The sequence below is a fragment of the Streptomyces sp. NBC_00637 genome (genome assembly GCF_045161545.1).
GTDB lineage: Bacteria > Actinomycetota > Actinomycetes > Streptomycetales > Streptomycetaceae > Streptomyces.
Window position 1 is genome coordinate 1893333 of record NZ_CP109046.1, and the last position, 14971, is coordinate 1908303.

Consider the following 14971-nt stretch of genomic DNA (forward strand, 5'->3'; position numbering starts at 1 on the left):
TGGTCTCCCTGCTTGACCTTGGCGTGGGCCTTGGGCCTTGGGCCTTGGGCGTGGGCGTGGGCGTGGGCCTTGGGCGTTGACAGGCGGCTGCCGGGTGCATGTAATGGGGGCGGTGTCGCGTGACGCCGGTCAAAGAGCAGTGGGCCGGCCGGCAGTCGGGCGAACACCCTTCTCCGAGGGATACGCCATGAGTTCACACTCCGCGCCCCGGAACTGACACAGCGCCGACGCACGCGTCGGCTTCGGCCTTCCGTCGTGCGCTGCCTCTCTTCCGCACCTCCTCCGCGCGCTACCTGTGTGCGCTTCCTCCATGTGCGCCTTCTCCATGGGCGCTTCCTCCATCTGCTTTCCCTCACCTTGGCCCGGCGCCGTCCCGCGTGCCCCGGGCCCGTGCCGCGCGCCGCCGCGACCGTCGACGTCGACTGCCGGCTGCCGGCTGCCGCGTGCACGCTCACCATGACCTCCGGAGAGACCCACCCCATGCCCACGTCGTTCAATGAATCCGTCATCGAGCAGTTCCGCGCCCACGGCGGGAAGGCCGACGGCCCCTTCGAAGGGGCTCACCTGCTCCTGCTGACGACCACCGGAGCCGAGTCGGGGGCCGAACGGACCACTCCGCTCGGCTACGTCCGCCACGGCGACTCACTGCTGGTCGTCGGCGCCGACCCCGGTGACCCGAGCCACCCCGAGTGGTACCGCGACCTGCTCGCCCACCCCGTGGTGCGCGTGGAGCTCGGCACCGACACCTTCCAGGCCCTCGCGGTCCCCGCCGAGGGGGCCCGGCGCGAGGAACTCTTCGCGCATGCCGCGCGGACGGCCCCCGGATACGGCGCCCACCAGGCCCGCACCACCCGCCTCCTGCCGGTCGTCGTGCTGGAACCCGCCGAACCCGACGGCTGGGAAGGCCCCCGCGAGGTCCGCACCCTCGCCGACAAGATCATGGAGGTACACACCTGGCTGCGCGGCCAGTTGCGTCAGGTGGCGGCGCAGGCCGACGCCCATTTCGCCGCCCGCGCGGCCCACGAGGGGCCCGGTGAGCCGCCCGCCCCGGGCCTGGGGCTACAGATCCGGCAGCGCTGCCTGGCGTTCTGTCAGGCGCTGCGGTTCCACCACGCCAGCGAGGACGCACATGTGTTCCCCACGATGGCCCGACACCATCCCGACCTGGCCGGCGCCTTCGCCCGGCTCGCCGAGGAACACCGCACGGTCACGCGCATCCAGGACGAACTGGTGACCCTGCTGGCGGGCGTCGCGATCGCCGAACCGGAGCGCTTCCGTAGGGAACTGGACGCCATGTCAAGGGAGTTGAACGCACACCTCGACTTCGAGGAGGAGACGATCGTCCCGCTCCTCGCTCGGATTCCCTGGCCTCCGGCCCCGCCCGCGGGGCCTGCCGGAGCCGGGAGGGCCCACGGGGAGTGAAGGCCGGACCGTCGTACCCTCCGCCGGCGCGCGCATCCGAGCGCTCCCCGGAGCCTCCCCCCAGGCGTTCTTGACAGTTCTCAGCGACCGTGGGGTACTGCGGATGCAACGGCCGGGCGGACGAATACGGGGGTGAGTCTCCTGCCGGAGCTGCGCTACCCCACTGTGACCGAACTGACTTTCTCTGTGCGGGCGTTGGTCGCACATGAGCACGGAATGTGCACACTGCGGCAGGTGGGGGTCTCCCGTGCGGGCCGGCCCCTGCACCTGCTGTCCGTGGGACACGCCCGACGGGCCGTGCTCGTCGTCGCGGGTGCCCACGCCAACGAGCCGACCGGGGGCTCGACGCTGCTGGCGCTCGCCGAACGGGTCGTACAGGAAAGGGAGTTGCGGGACGGCACGTCCTGGCACTTCCTGCTGTGCGCGGACCCCGACGGGGCGAGCCTGCATGTGACCCCGGCGCCGCGCAGCCTGCTGGAGTACCACCTCGGCTTCTTCCGGCCCGCCGGTCCGGAGCAGCCGGAGTGGTCCCCCGCGGTCCTGCCGCCGGACCGGCTGCCTCCCGAGACGCGCGCGCTGACCCGGGTCATCGACGAGCTGCGGCCCTACCTCCAGGTGACGCTGCACGGCACCGATCTGGGCGGCAGCTGGGTGCAGCTGACCAAGGACATCCCGGGTCTCGCCGAGCCGTTCGTCAAGTCGGCCGCCCAGTTGCACATCCCGGTGGAGACGGGCGCGTCCGACGCGGCGGGCTGGCCCGCGTCGGGGCCCGGCGTGCACGTCATGCCGGCCGCCGGCACGGAGGCGGCGTACCCGAGCATGCCGGACGACGCACGGCACAGCACCTGGTACCACGCCCATCGCTACGGCGGTCTGACCGCGGTGGTGGAGGTGCCGATGTGGGCGAGCGACATGGTGGACGACCCTGCTCCGCATCCGGCCCCGGCCGCGGCGATTCGACGGCTGGCGCGGCGGCTGCTGCGGGACTCCACGGAGGTGGAGCGGGTACTGGTCGAGGCGCTGCCGCGGCTGGAGGGCGTGGACGGGCCCCTGCTGCGGGCGGCGAAGTGGGCGCTGGAGCTGGTGCCGGGACTGGCCGCGGACTGGACGGACACCCCGCCCGCCGACACGACGATGGCGTACGTCGGCAGTGTGGACGCCTTCGCCCGCCGGCTGCCGCTGCGGGCGGCCGCGATGCTGTGGCGGGTCCTCCAGGAGAGCGACGACCACGCCGCCCCACGTCTGGAACAGCTCGTGGAGACCTGGAGCGACTCCTTCGCCTGTCGCTTCCGGGCCCGCTGGGTGCCCTTGGAGCACCAGGTCGAGCACCAGTCCCGCACGGTCGTCGCGGCGGCCCTGCACGCGCGCGAGCGAGCGGCATGACGGGCGAGGCGGCAGGGACGACGGGCGAGGCGACGGGGGCGACGGGCGGAGCGACAGGGGCGACGGGCGGGGCGGTGGCCGCCGGCACGCGCGGGTGGGCGCGGCCACCGCTTCGCCCGGGTCAGACCTCGGGGACCTCCTGGTCGTCCAGGGCGAAGACCGCTCCCGTCAGCGCCTCCCGCTCGCAGTCGTTGCCGAAGGTGTGCTGGTAGTCGACCGGGCGCCCGTTCCACTGCCCCTGCGCGCGCACCGTCACCGGCGCGTACACGAGCGGGCAGATGCGGCTGCCGTCCGCGGGGAGGGCGTCGACGTTGCCGTCGGCCTGCGCCAGGACGTCGCAGGCCTCCGCGGCGCGGGAATGACCCTGCGGCGGGTCGCACAGCAGCAGGGTGCCCCGGGTGTCGCTGGAGCGGGCGTCGCCGCGGGTGACCGTGAGCTGGAGCCAGTTGCCGGGAAGGGCGTCGTGGGAGGCGGCCAGGGCCGGAGCGGCGCCGACGGCGAGCAGGAGGGCGGCCGCGGCCGGGAGCGCGCGCCGTACGGCTTTCGCCGGGCGGAGACAGGTGAGGAAGTACGTCATTCCCGATGCATCGGCACGGCCGGCTGTGTACCCCAGTCCGACTCACCCGAACGGGCACCGGCGGGCTCGGCGGCACGGCGGCCGGCCAGCTCGAACGCGGCGAACACGACCCGCGCCTGGTACTCCGCCTGGCGCGCGACGGGAATCCACCGCGCCCCGCACTCCTGCTGATACGCGGCGCACCACGCGTCGATGAGCCCGTCCAGTTCCGGCAGCACGCCGGCGACATCGCGTCCGGTGGCGGTGACCAGCTGGTGCAGCAGGCCCGCCGTCCGGACGGCGATCCGGCGGCCGGCGATGCGCAGGGCGGTCAGATGGGCGGTGCTGAGCGGGGGCAGGGGGCGGGTGGGGTCGGCGGTGGCCGGGTCCCAGGCGTCCGCGAGACCGGGGCAGACCAGTAAATAGTCGTCGACCGGGGCGAGCAGACGCGCGGTGTCGGAGGTGGCGGCGAGGTGGGGCCGCACCCGCGCGAGGATACGTTCCAGCGACTGTGCGTCATGGCGCAGGGCAGAGCTCACGGCACGCAGTACGGCGTCCCGGTCGGCGGGCGGGGAGCCGTCCTCGACGGCGGCGACGCCCCACATGGGCGCCTCGACGACCGCGGTGACCGTCCCGTGCCGGTGCGGGTGGTACCAGGTCGACTCGACGGCGGCCTCGGTGATGGCGGCGGCCAGATCACGCGGGCGCGGCGGCGGGATCCGGTAGACGGCGGGTCCGAGGCGCGGCCAGTACAGGGTGTCGTAGGGCCCGAGTTCGCGGGGGATGCCGAGGCGGGCGGCGGCGTGGGCGACGCGGCGCGAGAGCCCGGGGAGGTCGCGGGTGAGTTCCACGAAGGCTCCGCCGACGTCGACACCGTGCAGCGAGCACTGGAGGAAGGGTTTCAGTTCGTCCTGGAGACGCAGCAGCGTGCGGGTCTCCGGCAGCGCGGCGGCTGCCGCGCCGTCGGGCAGCCACTCGGGCTGCTCAAGGAACCCGGGCCGGAAGAAGTGACGGAAGTAGCGGCCGAGGCTGTAGGGGCCGGTCAGCCAGCCCTCGTTGCGGCGCAGGCCGTCGGGGTCGAGGCAGAGCAGCAGGTTCCAGGTGGCGTCCGCGCCGACGGTGAGCCGCGGGTCGGCGAGGACGCGTTCGGCCAGCCGCAGGACGGTGGCGCCGCCGACGGGCTCGTTGGCGTGCGGTCCGGCGACGACCAGCGCCTGGCGGGTGCCCCGGCCGACGGACAGCAGCCACAGCGGCGAACCCGCGCGCGAGACCCCGACGCGGCGCAGCCGGACGTCCCCGGAACCACGTACGGCGAGCGCGGCCGCGCGGGCCGCGAGTTCGTCCACGGTCGGGTAGCGCAGGAGGGGCGGCAGGGCACACCTCCCACAGGGCGGCGCCGTCGGTTCACCGGGCGTGTCTGGTGTACGCACAGTGAGTCATGGGCCGGGGGTTCGTCAACACCGCGATAGGCGTGGGTACTTGAGCGGACCGTGGTGAGTGGGGCGAGCCCAGGGGTCTCGTCGGCCCGCCGGAACGCCACGGTTCGACGGGCCGCATCCGGGCCGACGGACCGAGCACGGGCGCCGGGGCGTTCGGGGGGCGGGGTGCCGGGGTGGCGGAGGCGCACAGGCCGGACCGAGCGGGTCGGCGGAGCGGGCGACCCGGTCGGCGGGGAGGCGGCTCGGGCGGGCCCGGCTCGGCAGGGCCAGCGGGTCGGCGGAGCGGGCAGGCCGGCGATCGGCAGGGCGAGGGGGTCAGTTCGTCGAGAGGCGGAAGGCCATGCGGCCGAAGGCGACCTGGTCGCCCTCGCGGACCACGGCCGCGCCGATGACACGCCGTCCGTTGACCGTGGTGCCGTTGGTGGAGCCGAGGTCGCGCAGCACCCACATCCCGCCCTGACGGCTGAGTTCGGCGTGCACCCGCGAGACGCTGTCGTGGGTCAGTCTGAGGCCGCTCGCGGGATCGCGGCCGATGCGCAGCGCGCTCTCGGTGCCCGGGTGCGGCAGCAGCAGCTTGGGCAGCCGCTCGGCCTGCCAGGCCCTGCGCAGCCGGACGGTGAAGCCGGAGACCGCCTCGACGCTGCCGAAGACGACCCGGGAGAGCCGGCTCTCCCGGGGAAGGTCGGCGGTGAGGACGGCGAGCTCGTCGGAGCGGCGGGCCACCAGGGCCAGCTCCATGCGCCGGATGAACGTGTCGTGCGACAGTCGCCCCATGGCGACGCCGTCACGCAGCACCTTCAGCGCCCGGTCGCGCTCCGCGTCGGTCAGCCGCGCGGGGTACGTGTTGAACTCGAAAGACGACGTCACGGTGGTGATTGTCGGTCAGCGGGCTCCGGGTGTCCAGAAGACGCGAAAACGCCCGGCACGCCCCCGTGCCGCCAATGGGAGTGTTCCAAAAGCGGATTGACCTCGGGTGGAGCACGATGGAGTGCGACGGGCTACATCACGGTGAGCAGACGAAGGGGAACCGTCCGTGCAGTTCGAGGTGTGGGCACCGCAAGCCGAACGTGTGACGCTCCAGTGCGAGGACGTCACCCGCGCGCTGGAGCGCGATCCGGAGCGGGCGGGGTGGTGGACCGGTGAGGCGGAGGCCGCGGACGGCACGCGGTACGGGTTCGCGGTGGACGGCGGACCCGTCCGCCCCGATCCGCGCTCCCGCCGTCAGCCGGACGGCCCGGACGGGCTGAGCGCGGTCGTCGACCAGGCCCGTCACGAGTGGCGTACGCCGTGGTCGGGCCGTCCACTGCCGGGCGCGGTCCTGTACGAACTGCACGTGGGCACGTACACCCCCGAGGGCACGCTGGACGCGGCCGCGGAGCGCCTCGGGCATCTCGCCGAACTCGGCATCACCCACGTCGAGTTGATGCCCTTGTGCGCGTTCCCCGGCCGGCACGGCTGGGGGTACGACGGGGTGTCGCCGTGGGCGGTGCACGAGCCGTACGGCGGTCCGGAGGGGCTCAAGCGGTTCGTCGACCGGGCCCACGCGCTCGGTCTGGGTGTCGTCCTGGACGTGGTGCACAACCACCTGGGCCCGTCCGGCAACTATCTGCCCGAATTCGGCCCGTACTTCACGGAGACCCACCACACGCCGTGGGGCGCCGCCATCAACCTGGACGCGCCCGGCTCGGACGAGGTGCGGGCCTATCTGCTGGGCAGTGCGCTGGCCTGGCTGCGCGACTACCGGCTCGACGGGCTGCGGCTGGACGCGGTCCACGCGCTGGCGGACACGCGCGCGTGCCACTTCCTGGAGGAGCTGTCGGCGGCGGTGGACGCCCTCGCCGCGGAGACCGGCCGGCCGCTGTTCCTGGTCGCCGAGTCCGACCTGAACGACCCGCGGCTGATCACGCCCCGCCGGTCGGGCGGTCTGGGGCTGCACGCGCAGTGGAACGACGACTTCCACCACGCCCTGCACACCGCGCTCACCGGCGAGTCCCAGGGCTACTACGCCGACTTCGCGCGCGCTCCGCTCGCCGCCCTCGCCAAGACCCTCACCGGCGGCTTCTTCCACGACGGCACGTACTCCGGTTTCCGCGGCCGGCGCCACGGCCGCCCGCTGGACCGCGCCCGGCTGCCCGCGCACCGGCTCCTCGGGTACGGCCAGACCCACGACCAGATCGGCAACCGCGCCCAGGGGGACCGTCTCTCGGCCTCCCTCTCCCCCGGGCTGCTGGCCTGCGCGGCCGCGCTGACCCTGACCGCGCCGTTCACGCCGATGCTCTTCATGGGCGAGGAGTGGGCGGCGGGCACGCCCTGGCAGTACTTCACCGACCACACCGACCCGGAGCTCGCCGAGGCCGTACGGCGGGGCAGGCGGCGGGAGTTCGCGGCGCACGGCTGGGCCGAGGAGGACGTGCCCGACCCGCAGGACCCGGCGACCCGTGAGCGCTCGTGCCTGGACTGGTCCGAGCCGGAACGCGAGCCTCACGCGCGCGTGCTGGCCTGGTACCGCGAGCTGATCGCTCTGCGGCACACGACCGCGGACCTCACCGACCCGGATCTGGCCGACATCAAGGTCGCGTACGACGCGCAGGCCCGCTGGCTGGCGTTCCGGCGCGGTGACGTCCGGGTGGCCGTCAACCTCGGCAAGGACCCGGCGGCGATCCCCCTGGGCCCGCGCCCGGCCCGCGTACTCGCCACCTGGGACCCGGTCGACGTCCCGGGCCGGGACGGGCTGTTGCAAGTGTCCGGCGAGTCGTGCGTGGTGCTGGAGCAGGACTGAGGGAAACGTCGGGGCCCGCCACCGCCCGCGCGTGGCCCCTCCCCCGGCCCCCCGACGCTCCTGGCCGTCGGCCCCTCATCCCTCGTCGCCGGCGCCGCCGCCCTCCCCCTCCTCCTCGCGGAACTCCGTCACCCGCTCCAGCAGGATCGCCTCCCAGGCCCGTGCCAGCTGGACCCGCGGGAGGGCGAGCGCTTCAGCGTCCCGTGGGCCGGCGGGGCTTGCGCCGGTGCTTGCGGCGGGGCGGCCGGTGAGGCGATCCGCGAGGCGGAGAACGGTGTCGCAGCGGGCGAGCCACAGGCCGCGCAGGCAGGGACGGGCTCCGTATCCGGCGAGCGTGGCGGCGCGGACGGCGGCGCCGGAACCGACGGCGAGGGCGAGCCCGGCGATGTCCTCGGCGGGATCGCCGAGGACCGCGCCGGTCCAGTCGAGGACACCGCGCACCCGGCCGTCGGCGCTCACCACGAGGTGCTCGCCCCGCAGGGCGTGGTGGACGAGGACGGCGGTGCCGGGCTGGGCGGCGAGCTGGGCCGCGCCGGGCGAGGTGAGCTGGTGCAGGCGGGCGGGGTCGAACTCGTCGGCGCGGGCCAGGCGTTCGGCGGCGGCCACGGCCATCCGGCGCAGCGCCTCCAGGGAACGCGGGGCGGTTCGCGGCACGCCGAGCGCCTCGGCCTGCCGGGGCGGCACCTCGCGCAGCCCGCGGAGCAGTCCGGCGAGGTCGGCCTCGCCGACGGCCGACACGTCGTGCTCCTCGGCGGTGCCGCCCGGCAGCTTGGTGTCGAGGGTGTACATCAGGCCGGGCGACCACTCGCCGTGCGCGACGCTGGTGGGCACGGCGACCGGGACGTGCGGACGGACGAGGTCGCGCAACCGCAGTTCGCGGCGGCGGCGCAGGGACGTCTCACGGTCGGTCGCCAGCCGCATGACATGGCGGGTGCCGACCCACCACGTGGAGGGCGCCGCGCCCTCGACGACGGGCCGTACCTCCCATCCGGAGCCGCTCGCGCCGCCCTCGTCGAGGAGCGCGCGGACGAGCCGGCGGACGGTGTCCGCGGTGGGTGTCGGTGCCTGGGTCATGGTCGCGCCGTCGCCGTTCGGATGGATGCCGGTACTCGTGGAGGCGGATCAGTCCACCATGACCAGCTCGCGGGTGGTGTCGTTGAGACGGCGGCCGCCGTCCTCGGTGACGGTGACGATGTCCTCGATCCGCACGCCGAACCGGCCCGGCAGGTACACCCCGGGCTCCACGGAGAAACACATGCCCGGCACGAGGGGCCGCTCCTCGCCCTCGATCATGTACGGCGGCTCGTGGGTGGTGACACCGATGCCGTGGCCGGTGCGGTGGATGAAGTACTCGCCGTAGCCGGCGTCGGCGATGACCGCGCGGGCCGCCCGGTCGACCTCCTGGCAGGCGACGCCCGGCCGCACCGCCCTGAAGCCCGCCTCCTGGGCCTCGCGCACCAGGTCGTGGACCCGGCGCTCCTCGTCGGTGGGTTCGCCGACGTGCACGGTGCGGGAGGTGTCGGAGCCGTAGCCGTCCTTGAGCCCGCCGAAGTCCAGGACGACCATGTCGCCGTGTTCGATGACCCGGTCGCCGACCTCGTGGTGCGGGTTGGCGCCGTTCGGCCCGGAGGCGACGATGGTGAAGTCGACCTGGGAGTGCCCGAACCGGCGCAGCAGCCCGGCGAGGTCGGCGCCGACCTCCGTCTCCCGCCGCCCGGCGAAGGGGACCTTGCGGATCTCCTCGAACGTCGCGTCCGCGGCCGCTCCCGCGGCCGCCATCAGCTCCAGCTCCGCCGCGTCCTTGACCGCGCGCAGCATCGGCAGGGCCTCGGTGAGCGAGGCGTAGGAGGTGGCGGGCAGAGCCTGCTGGAGGCCCAGCAAATGCATCGCCCAGGCGTTGTCGCTGATCCCGAACCGGCCACCGGTGTCGAGGAGGGCGGCGGTCGCCGCGTAGGGATCCTTGCCGTCGGTCCAGTCCCGCAGGGTGAGCGCCGGGGCGCCGACCGCCTTCGCGGCGTCGGGGGCCTCCAGCGTCGGCACGACGAGGACGGGGTCCCGGCCGGGGGTGAGGACGAGCAGGGTGAGGCGTTCGGTGGCGGCGGTGGGCGCGTAGCCGGTGAGCCATACGAGGTCGGGCCCGGGTGCCACGAGCAGTCCGGCGAGTCCGGCGTCGGCGGCCTCGCGCGCGGCCCGCTCCATACGGGAGCGGTAGTCGTCGGCGCTGAAGGGCGCGGTGGCGGTGCCGGTCATCCGGGCCTCCCAGAAGGATGTGACGCCTGAGGTGTGACGGGCATGGTGGTGCCACCATGACGGTCACGGCAGCATCCTGCCCTTACGGCGGGGGTCGCGCGAGCCGGTCGACGCGGGTTTCGGTCGGGCGACCGGCCCGGGTCGGCCGTCCGGGGCCGTCCGCGGGCCGACAAGCAGCGGGAACCCGCCGGTGACCCGCTCCGGGCGCCGGCACGCCTCGGGGTCGTGGGGGCGCGGGGACGGCCGTGCCCGGGGAAGTGGTCCGTCGCGTCGCCGGTCGGTTGGGTGACTGCCCGCTCCCCCTCGCTCAGCCAGTGGTGAGGTCACCTCGAGCGGTTCCGACTGGGGCTAGGGCTGGCTGCGGCTGCGGCTCGGCCTGCCCCGGTCGCTGCTTTGGCCCGGCGGGGGCGGCGACTGGGCGTCGGTGTACGGGTGGTGCGGGCAGTACGGGTGGTGCGGATGGTGCGGGCGGTGCGGATGGTGCGGGCGGTGACCTCGTGGACGCCTTTCACGTGACGACGCCGGGGATCACCGTCACCCTTCCGAATCCGCCGCCGCGATGTCGCACCGTCACCTTGATCTGCTTGCCGGGGCGGGCCTCGTCGACGGCACGGGCGAGGTCCGTCGCCGAGTCGATCTCGGTGCCGCCGAACCTCAGCAGGACGTCACCGCGGACCAGGCCCGCCGTGTAGCCGGGGCCCGGGATGTGGACGGCGACGATCTCGGCACCCGTCCTCTCCGCGTCCACGGCCTCGAGACCCAGGGCGGCATCCGGCACGCGTGGGGACGGCTCGGCCGGTCCGGACGGGCTCGGCCGGACCGGAGCGGACGCGCCGACCGGTGCGCCCGGGCCGCCCGGCCCCGCCTGCCGCTGAAGCTCGGCCAGTCTGCTCATGCCGATCACGGTCGCCCCCACGGTGCCGAGTCCGACGCCGGACAGGACCAGGACGGTGCCGGCGAACAGGCCGCACAGCAGGCTCGTCAGCCGTCGGCCGCGGCGGCGCGCGGCGTGCGGGCGCCGGCCCTGGCCCTGGCCGCCCGGCCCGGTACTGCCGACGGGTTCGGAACCGGGCATCGGCTTGGGACGCAACGCTGTCTGTTCCATGGTTCGCCTCCGGCTGGTGCTCTACCCGGCGCACCGGCGCACCACGAGCCACGAACGAGTGAGACTGACCGAGCGTCGGCGGCGGTACGGGTCGGCCGCCCCGCAGGTCACGGGCCGGTGGACAGCGCATCCACCAGCGTCCGCGCCGCACCCGACGGCGTACCCGCGTACACGAGTTCGGTCCGGTGGACCACCCGGGGCGCGGTGACCGGGACGGCGGCCGTGCCCGGCAGGCCGGCCGCCACCGACCGGGGCAGCAGGGTGAGGCCGTGTCCGGCGGCGACCAGGGCGGTCAGGGCGCGGACGTCGGTGCCGTCGTAGCGCAGGGCGGGGCGGAAGCCGTGGCCGCCGTTCGCGGCCCGCAGCTGAGGCAGCGGCAGCCCGGCGTCGGGGGCGTCCAGCCAGCGGGCATCGGCGAGGTCCCCGAGGCTCAGGCCGTCGGGCCGGGCCAGCGGATGGGCGGCGGGCAGCAGCACACTGACCGGCTCCTCGCCGACGCCGTGCGTGGTCAGCGGCGCGACATCGGGCAGCCGGAGCGGATCGCTGGGCGCGGCCAGACCGTCGACGAGGCCCACGTCGGCCGTCCCGTCGGCGACGGCGGCGCAGACGTCCTCACGACCGAGCACCCGCAGCGTCACCCCTGCGGGCGGCAGCACGGCGAGGGCGGCCGGGCCGAGCGCCGTCGGCGAGCCGGCCAGGGTCAGCCCGTACGCGGGCGCCGAGGCGATCCGGACGACGTCCGCGCGGGCCGCCTCCAGGCGCAGCAGCAGCGGCCCCGCGTGTTCGAGCAGCCGCTCGCCGGCCGCGGTGGGGTGGACGGGCCGACGGCTGAGCAGGGGCGCGCCGAGGTCCTGTTCGAGGGCCGCGATGTGCTGGGACACGGCGGACTGGGTGTAGCCGAGCTCGCGGGCGGCCTCGGAGAAGGAGGCGAGCCGCGCGACGGCGACATAGGTGCGCAGCAGATGCGGGTCCATGCGCCCAGGGTCGCAGGTCCCATCAGTTCTGCTTATCGAGAGTGCAGGAATGATCGTTGGACGTGAAGTCGGGGCCACCCCGAGGATGAGAGGCATGACCGACACCGCAGCTCAGATCGCCAAGGCCGCCCTGGTCGGCGACCGCTCCCCGAACGTCGTCTCGCACAGCCGCGTCCCCGTCCTGCTGGACGCGCTCGCCACCCGGGACCGGCTGGTCCTGGACGCCTACTGGATCCCTTCCGAGGAGGCGGAGGCCGAGGGCGCCGTGCGTGGGTTCGACGCGGTGTGGGTGGTGCCGGGCAGCCCGTACCGCAGCGAGACGGGCGTCCTGTCCGCGATCCGCACGGCGCGCGAGGAGGGCATTCCGTTCCTCGGCACCTGCGGCGGCTTCCAGCACGCACTCCTGGAGTACGCCCGCAACGTCTGCGGACTGTCGCGGGCGGCACACGCCGAGAACGACCCGGAGGCGGACGACCCGCTCATCGAGCCCCTGGCCTGTTCCCTCGTCGGCCACGAGGGCGTCGTCACGATCGAACCGGGCTCGCTCGCCCAGTCCGTCATCGGCTCCGAGCGCACGGTCGAGCGCTATTTCTGCGCGTACGGCCCCTCCCGCCACCTCGACACCCTGCGCGCCCATGGCCTGTTCTTCTCGGGCCACGACGAGGAGGGCCAGGTCCGGATGGCCGAACTGCCGGGCCACCCCTTCTTCCTGGCGTCCCTCTTCCAGCCGGAGCTGTCCGGCGACGGCTCGCGCCCGCACCCGATCGTCCGGGCACTGGCACGAGCCGCCGTCGAGCACGCCTCCCGCAAGGAACGGCAGTTGTGAAAGGACGTCTGCCGTGACGGAACGTCAGCTGGGGGAGAGCGCGGAGACCGACAGGTGGGTCAGCGGTGCCGGTGGCGCGAGGTCCGGCAGGAAGCCGTGGGTGCGGCGTGCCAGGTACCCGGACTTGTAGCGGTCGACCTCGCGGTGCCAGTGCAGAATGCCCGCCAGCCAGTTCTGAAGATCGGCGACATAGTTCCCCATCGCCTCACGCGCCTCGGGCGAGAGGCCGAAGTCGTCGTACAGGACCGGCAGTTCGTGCGCGACGACATGCTCGAACTGTTGCATGCGCTGGGTCATCAGGTCGTGGACGATACCGAGCGCGGTCGGGTAGTCGCAGCCGAAGAAGTTCTGCACGACGAGGATCGCGTTGTGCATCTCGCCCTCGTACTCGATCTCCTTCTGGTACGAGAACACGTCGTTGGTGAGGCACGCGTAGTCCACGGCCGCGTTCTCCATCGCGCGGACGACACCGCTGCGGTAGACCTCCGGTGGGACGGCGGGGCCCTGGCCCATCCGGCACAGACTCAGCGTGAGGTCGGAGCCGAAGGTGGCGCGGCGCATCTCCAGGTAGTCGACCGGGTCGGGGATCCGGTTCTGGAGCTGGTTGGACAGCTCCCACACCCAGCTCTCGGTCATGACGTCGACCGCGTCGCGCAGGGTGCGCCGCTGGTCGGGGGTCATGTCGCCGGTGGTGCGCACCCACAGGTCGATCAGGCCCCGCTCCATGGCGTTCACGGGGACGACGGGCGGCTGCTCGCCGTCGACGGGCATGCAGGCGGACAGCCGGGTCGTGGTCAGCCGGGCGGCGGCCACATCGCGACGGTTCCCGAAGACGAGCGGGTAGTAGTCGTCGCCGTAGGTGCCCCAGGCGAGCCACGCCGCGCTGAGGTCGAGCGCGTGCGCGGTCGCGTCCGGGTCGAGGCCGGCCGAACACAGCGGCAGGTCGTAGGCGGCGAGTTTGTCCTCGTCCCAGACGCCCTCCTCCAACATGCCGGTTCGGTGCATCCAGGCCTTCAGACGCGGACGGCACGCTTCGAGGTGCGGGCTCAACGCCACCTGGTAGGGCATGTGGAAGTCGGGCAGCAGCGACGGGCCGACCTTCTGGTGCGGCACGTGTGCGTACGCCCTCAGGCGTTCCGCGGCGGCCGAGGCGAGCAACGCGCCGACGTCGGCGGCGGACGTGTGGGGCCCCGCGAGCCTCTGCCAGGGGGCCACGGAGGTGGCGCCCTCGTTCATGTAGCGGCTGGAGCGCAGGTGCCACTCGTGGCCGCCGGACTGCCAGTCCTGCAGGCCCTTGGTGTAGGCGGCGACCGCGAGGACCTCGTCGGGCGTGAGGCCCTTCTCCAGGGCCACCGCGGGCACTTCGGTGAACGCGGTGTGCTCGAACTGGTGGAGGCGGGAGGTGAGAATGTCGTTGACGGTGTCGGCGGCCTCCTGCGTGGTGCAGCCGAAGAACGTCTCCAGAACGAGCACACCGTTGCTGTTCTCGCCCTCGTCCTCCACCTCGCGCTGGTAGGAGAACAGGTCGTTGCGCAGGTGCACGGCGTCGGAGAAGGTCTCCATCAGCACCCGCAGGGGCCTCGACCCGGCGACGGCGGCCGGCACCTCGGCGGTCGCGTACTCCACGAGCCCCGCCGACCAGGGCGCCCCGCCCACCTTGCGGCGCATCTCGATGTACTCGACGGGATTGGCGATCCGCCCCTCGTTGATGTTGGACAGTTCCCACATCGACTCGTTGAGCAGGTGTTCCGTCGCCACGGCGAAGCGGCGACGCCAGTCCTGCGACATGTCCGGCACCGTGCGCGTCCACAGGTCCGCGAGGCCCGCCTCGACCGGATTGCGGGGCTCGGGCACGGGCGTCGACAGGTCCAGCGGCATGAACAACGGCAGCCGGTCCAGGTGCGCCTTGCCGGCTGCCCGGTCCGGGGTGCGCTTGAACATGTCGAGGAAGTGATCGTCGAAGAAGAACACCCACACGTACCAGTCGGTGATCAGCGACAGCGCGGGACCGTCACAGTCGGGGTGGGTGTAGGCGCAGAGCAGGCCGTAGTCGTGCGCCTCCAGGTCGGCCTGCTCCCAGATCCCGGACCCCTCCAGCATGCCCATGTCGCGCGCCCACTGCGTCGAGTGGGCCCGCGCCTCCTCGACGTGCGGGTTCAGGCGCGCGGGATGCGGCATGTAGAAGTGCGGGAGTTCGAACGGTTGCGTCATGGCCGGGCCCTACCCGGGGGTCCGCG

At 73.8% G+C, this 14971-nt stretch carries 12 protein-coding genes; 4 read left to right on the forward strand and 8 right to left on the reverse strand.

Features of this window, described 5'->3' with window-relative positions; genetic code table 11:
• Positions 1-480 precede the first annotated feature (480 nt).
• Positions 481-1422: a nitroreductase/quinone reductase family protein gene (locus tag OG440_RS08060; RefSeq protein ID WP_406011293.1), complete on the forward strand. Its 942-nt coding sequence runs from the start codon at positions 481-483 to the stop codon at positions 1420-1422.
• Positions 1423-1554: 132 nt separating this feature from the next.
• Positions 1555-2805: a M14 family zinc carboxypeptidase gene (locus OG440_RS08065; RefSeq protein ID WP_406006149.1), complete on the forward strand. Its 1251-nt coding sequence runs from the start codon at positions 1555-1557 to the stop codon at positions 2803-2805.
• Positions 2806-2926: 121 nt separating this feature from the next.
• Here OG440_RS08065 and OG440_RS08070 read toward each other — a convergent pair whose 3' ends face one another.
• From OG440_RS08070 to OG440_RS08080, 3 genes are all read right to left on the reverse strand, one after another.
• Positions 2927-3382, reverse strand: a complete 456-nt coding sequence (locus OG440_RS08070) for an SSI family serine proteinase inhibitor (protein WP_406006150.1) — start codon at positions 3380-3382, stop codon at positions 2927-2929.
• Entirely contained in the window at positions 3379-4707 is a 1329-nt protein-coding gene (locus OG440_RS08075; RefSeq protein ID WP_406006151.1) for a M14 family zinc carboxypeptidase, read from the reverse strand. Before OG440_RS08075 ends, OG440_RS08070 begins: the two co-directional genes overlap by 4 nt.
• A gap of 408 nt (positions 4708-5115) precedes the next feature.
• Entirely contained in the window at positions 5116-5667 is a 552-nt protein-coding gene (locus OG440_RS08080; protein ID WP_406006152.1) for an FHA domain-containing protein, read from the reverse strand.
• Between the two features lie 166 nt (positions 5668-5833).
• On the opposite strand from OG440_RS08080, the gene treZ reads away from it, so the two are divergent.
• The gene (gene treZ / locus OG440_RS08085) at positions 5834-7579 is read left to right on the forward strand and encodes a malto-oligosyltrehalose trehalohydrolase (RefSeq protein ID WP_406006153.1); all 1746 of its coding nucleotides are present in this window, start codon (positions 5834-5836) and stop codon (positions 7577-7579) included.
• Between the two features lie 75 nt (positions 7580-7654).
• On the opposite strand, the gene OG440_RS08090 is transcribed toward treZ, so the two are convergent.
• The 4 genes from OG440_RS08090 to OG440_RS08105 form a co-directional block, all read right to left on the reverse strand.
• On the reverse strand, positions 7655-8653 hold the full coding sequence (locus tag OG440_RS08090) for an aminoglycoside phosphotransferase family protein (RefSeq protein ID WP_406006154.1): 999 nt from the start codon (positions 8651-8653) through the stop codon (positions 7655-7657).
• 48 nt (positions 8654-8701) lie between these two features.
• Positions 8702-9829, reverse strand: a complete 1128-nt coding sequence (locus OG440_RS08095; protein WP_406006155.1) for an aminopeptidase P family protein — start codon at positions 9827-9829, stop codon at positions 8702-8704.
• A gap of 508 nt (positions 9830-10337) precedes the next feature.
• A complete protein-coding gene (locus tag OG440_RS08100; protein WP_406006156.1) occupies positions 10338-10934 on the reverse strand; it encodes a PDZ domain-containing protein in 597 nt (198 codons plus the stop codon).
• 107 nt (positions 10935-11041) lie between these two features.
• Positions 11042-11908, reverse strand: a complete 867-nt coding sequence (locus tag OG440_RS08105) for a LysR family transcriptional regulator (RefSeq protein WP_406006157.1) — start codon at positions 11906-11908, stop codon at positions 11042-11044.
• Between the two features lie 94 nt (positions 11909-12002).
• On the opposite strand from OG440_RS08105, the gene OG440_RS08110 reads away from it, so the two are divergent.
• On the forward strand, positions 12003-12734 hold the full coding sequence (locus OG440_RS08110; protein ID WP_406006158.1) for a glutamine amidotransferase-related protein: 732 nt from the start codon (positions 12003-12005) through the stop codon (positions 12732-12734).
• 24 nt (positions 12735-12758) lie between these two features.
• On the opposite strand, the gene cyc2 is transcribed toward OG440_RS08110, so the two are convergent.
• Positions 12759-14945: a germacradienol/geosmin synthase Cyc2 gene (gene cyc2, locus OG440_RS08115; RefSeq protein ID WP_406006159.1), complete on the reverse strand. Its 2187-nt coding sequence runs from the start codon at positions 14943-14945 to the stop codon at positions 12759-12761.
• Positions 14946-14971 lie beyond the last annotated feature (26 nt).

Coding starts and splice junctions, on each gene's coding strand:
- OG440_RS08105 (WP_406006157.1), bottom strand. CDS start 11,908: ATGGACCCGCATCTGCTGCGCACCTATGTCGCCGTCGCGCGGCTCGCC.
- OG440_RS08060 (WP_406011293.1), top strand. CDS start 481: ATGCCCACGTCGTTCAATGAATCCGTCATCGAGCAGTTCCGCGCCCAC.
- OG440_RS08095 (WP_406006155.1), bottom strand. CDS start 9,829: ATGACCGGCACCGCCACCGCGCCCTTCAGCGCCGACGACTACCGCTCC.
- OG440_RS08070 (WP_406006150.1), bottom strand. CDS start 3,382: ATGACGTACTTCCTCACCTGTCTCCGCCCGGCGAAAGCCGTACGGCGC.
- OG440_RS08100 (WP_406006156.1), bottom strand. CDS start 10,934: ATGGAACAGACAGCGTTGCGTCCCAAGCCGATGCCCGGTTCCGAACCC.
- OG440_RS08090 (WP_406006154.1), bottom strand. CDS start 8,653: ATGACCCAGGCACCGACACCCACCGCGGACACCGTCCGCCGGCTCGTC.
- OG440_RS08110 (WP_406006158.1), top strand. CDS start 12,003: ATGACCGACACCGCAGCTCAGATCGCCAAGGCCGCCCTGGTCGGCGAC.
- cyc2 (WP_406006159.1), bottom strand. CDS start 14,945: ATGACGCAACCGTTCGAACTCCCGCACTTCTACATGCCGCATCCCGCG.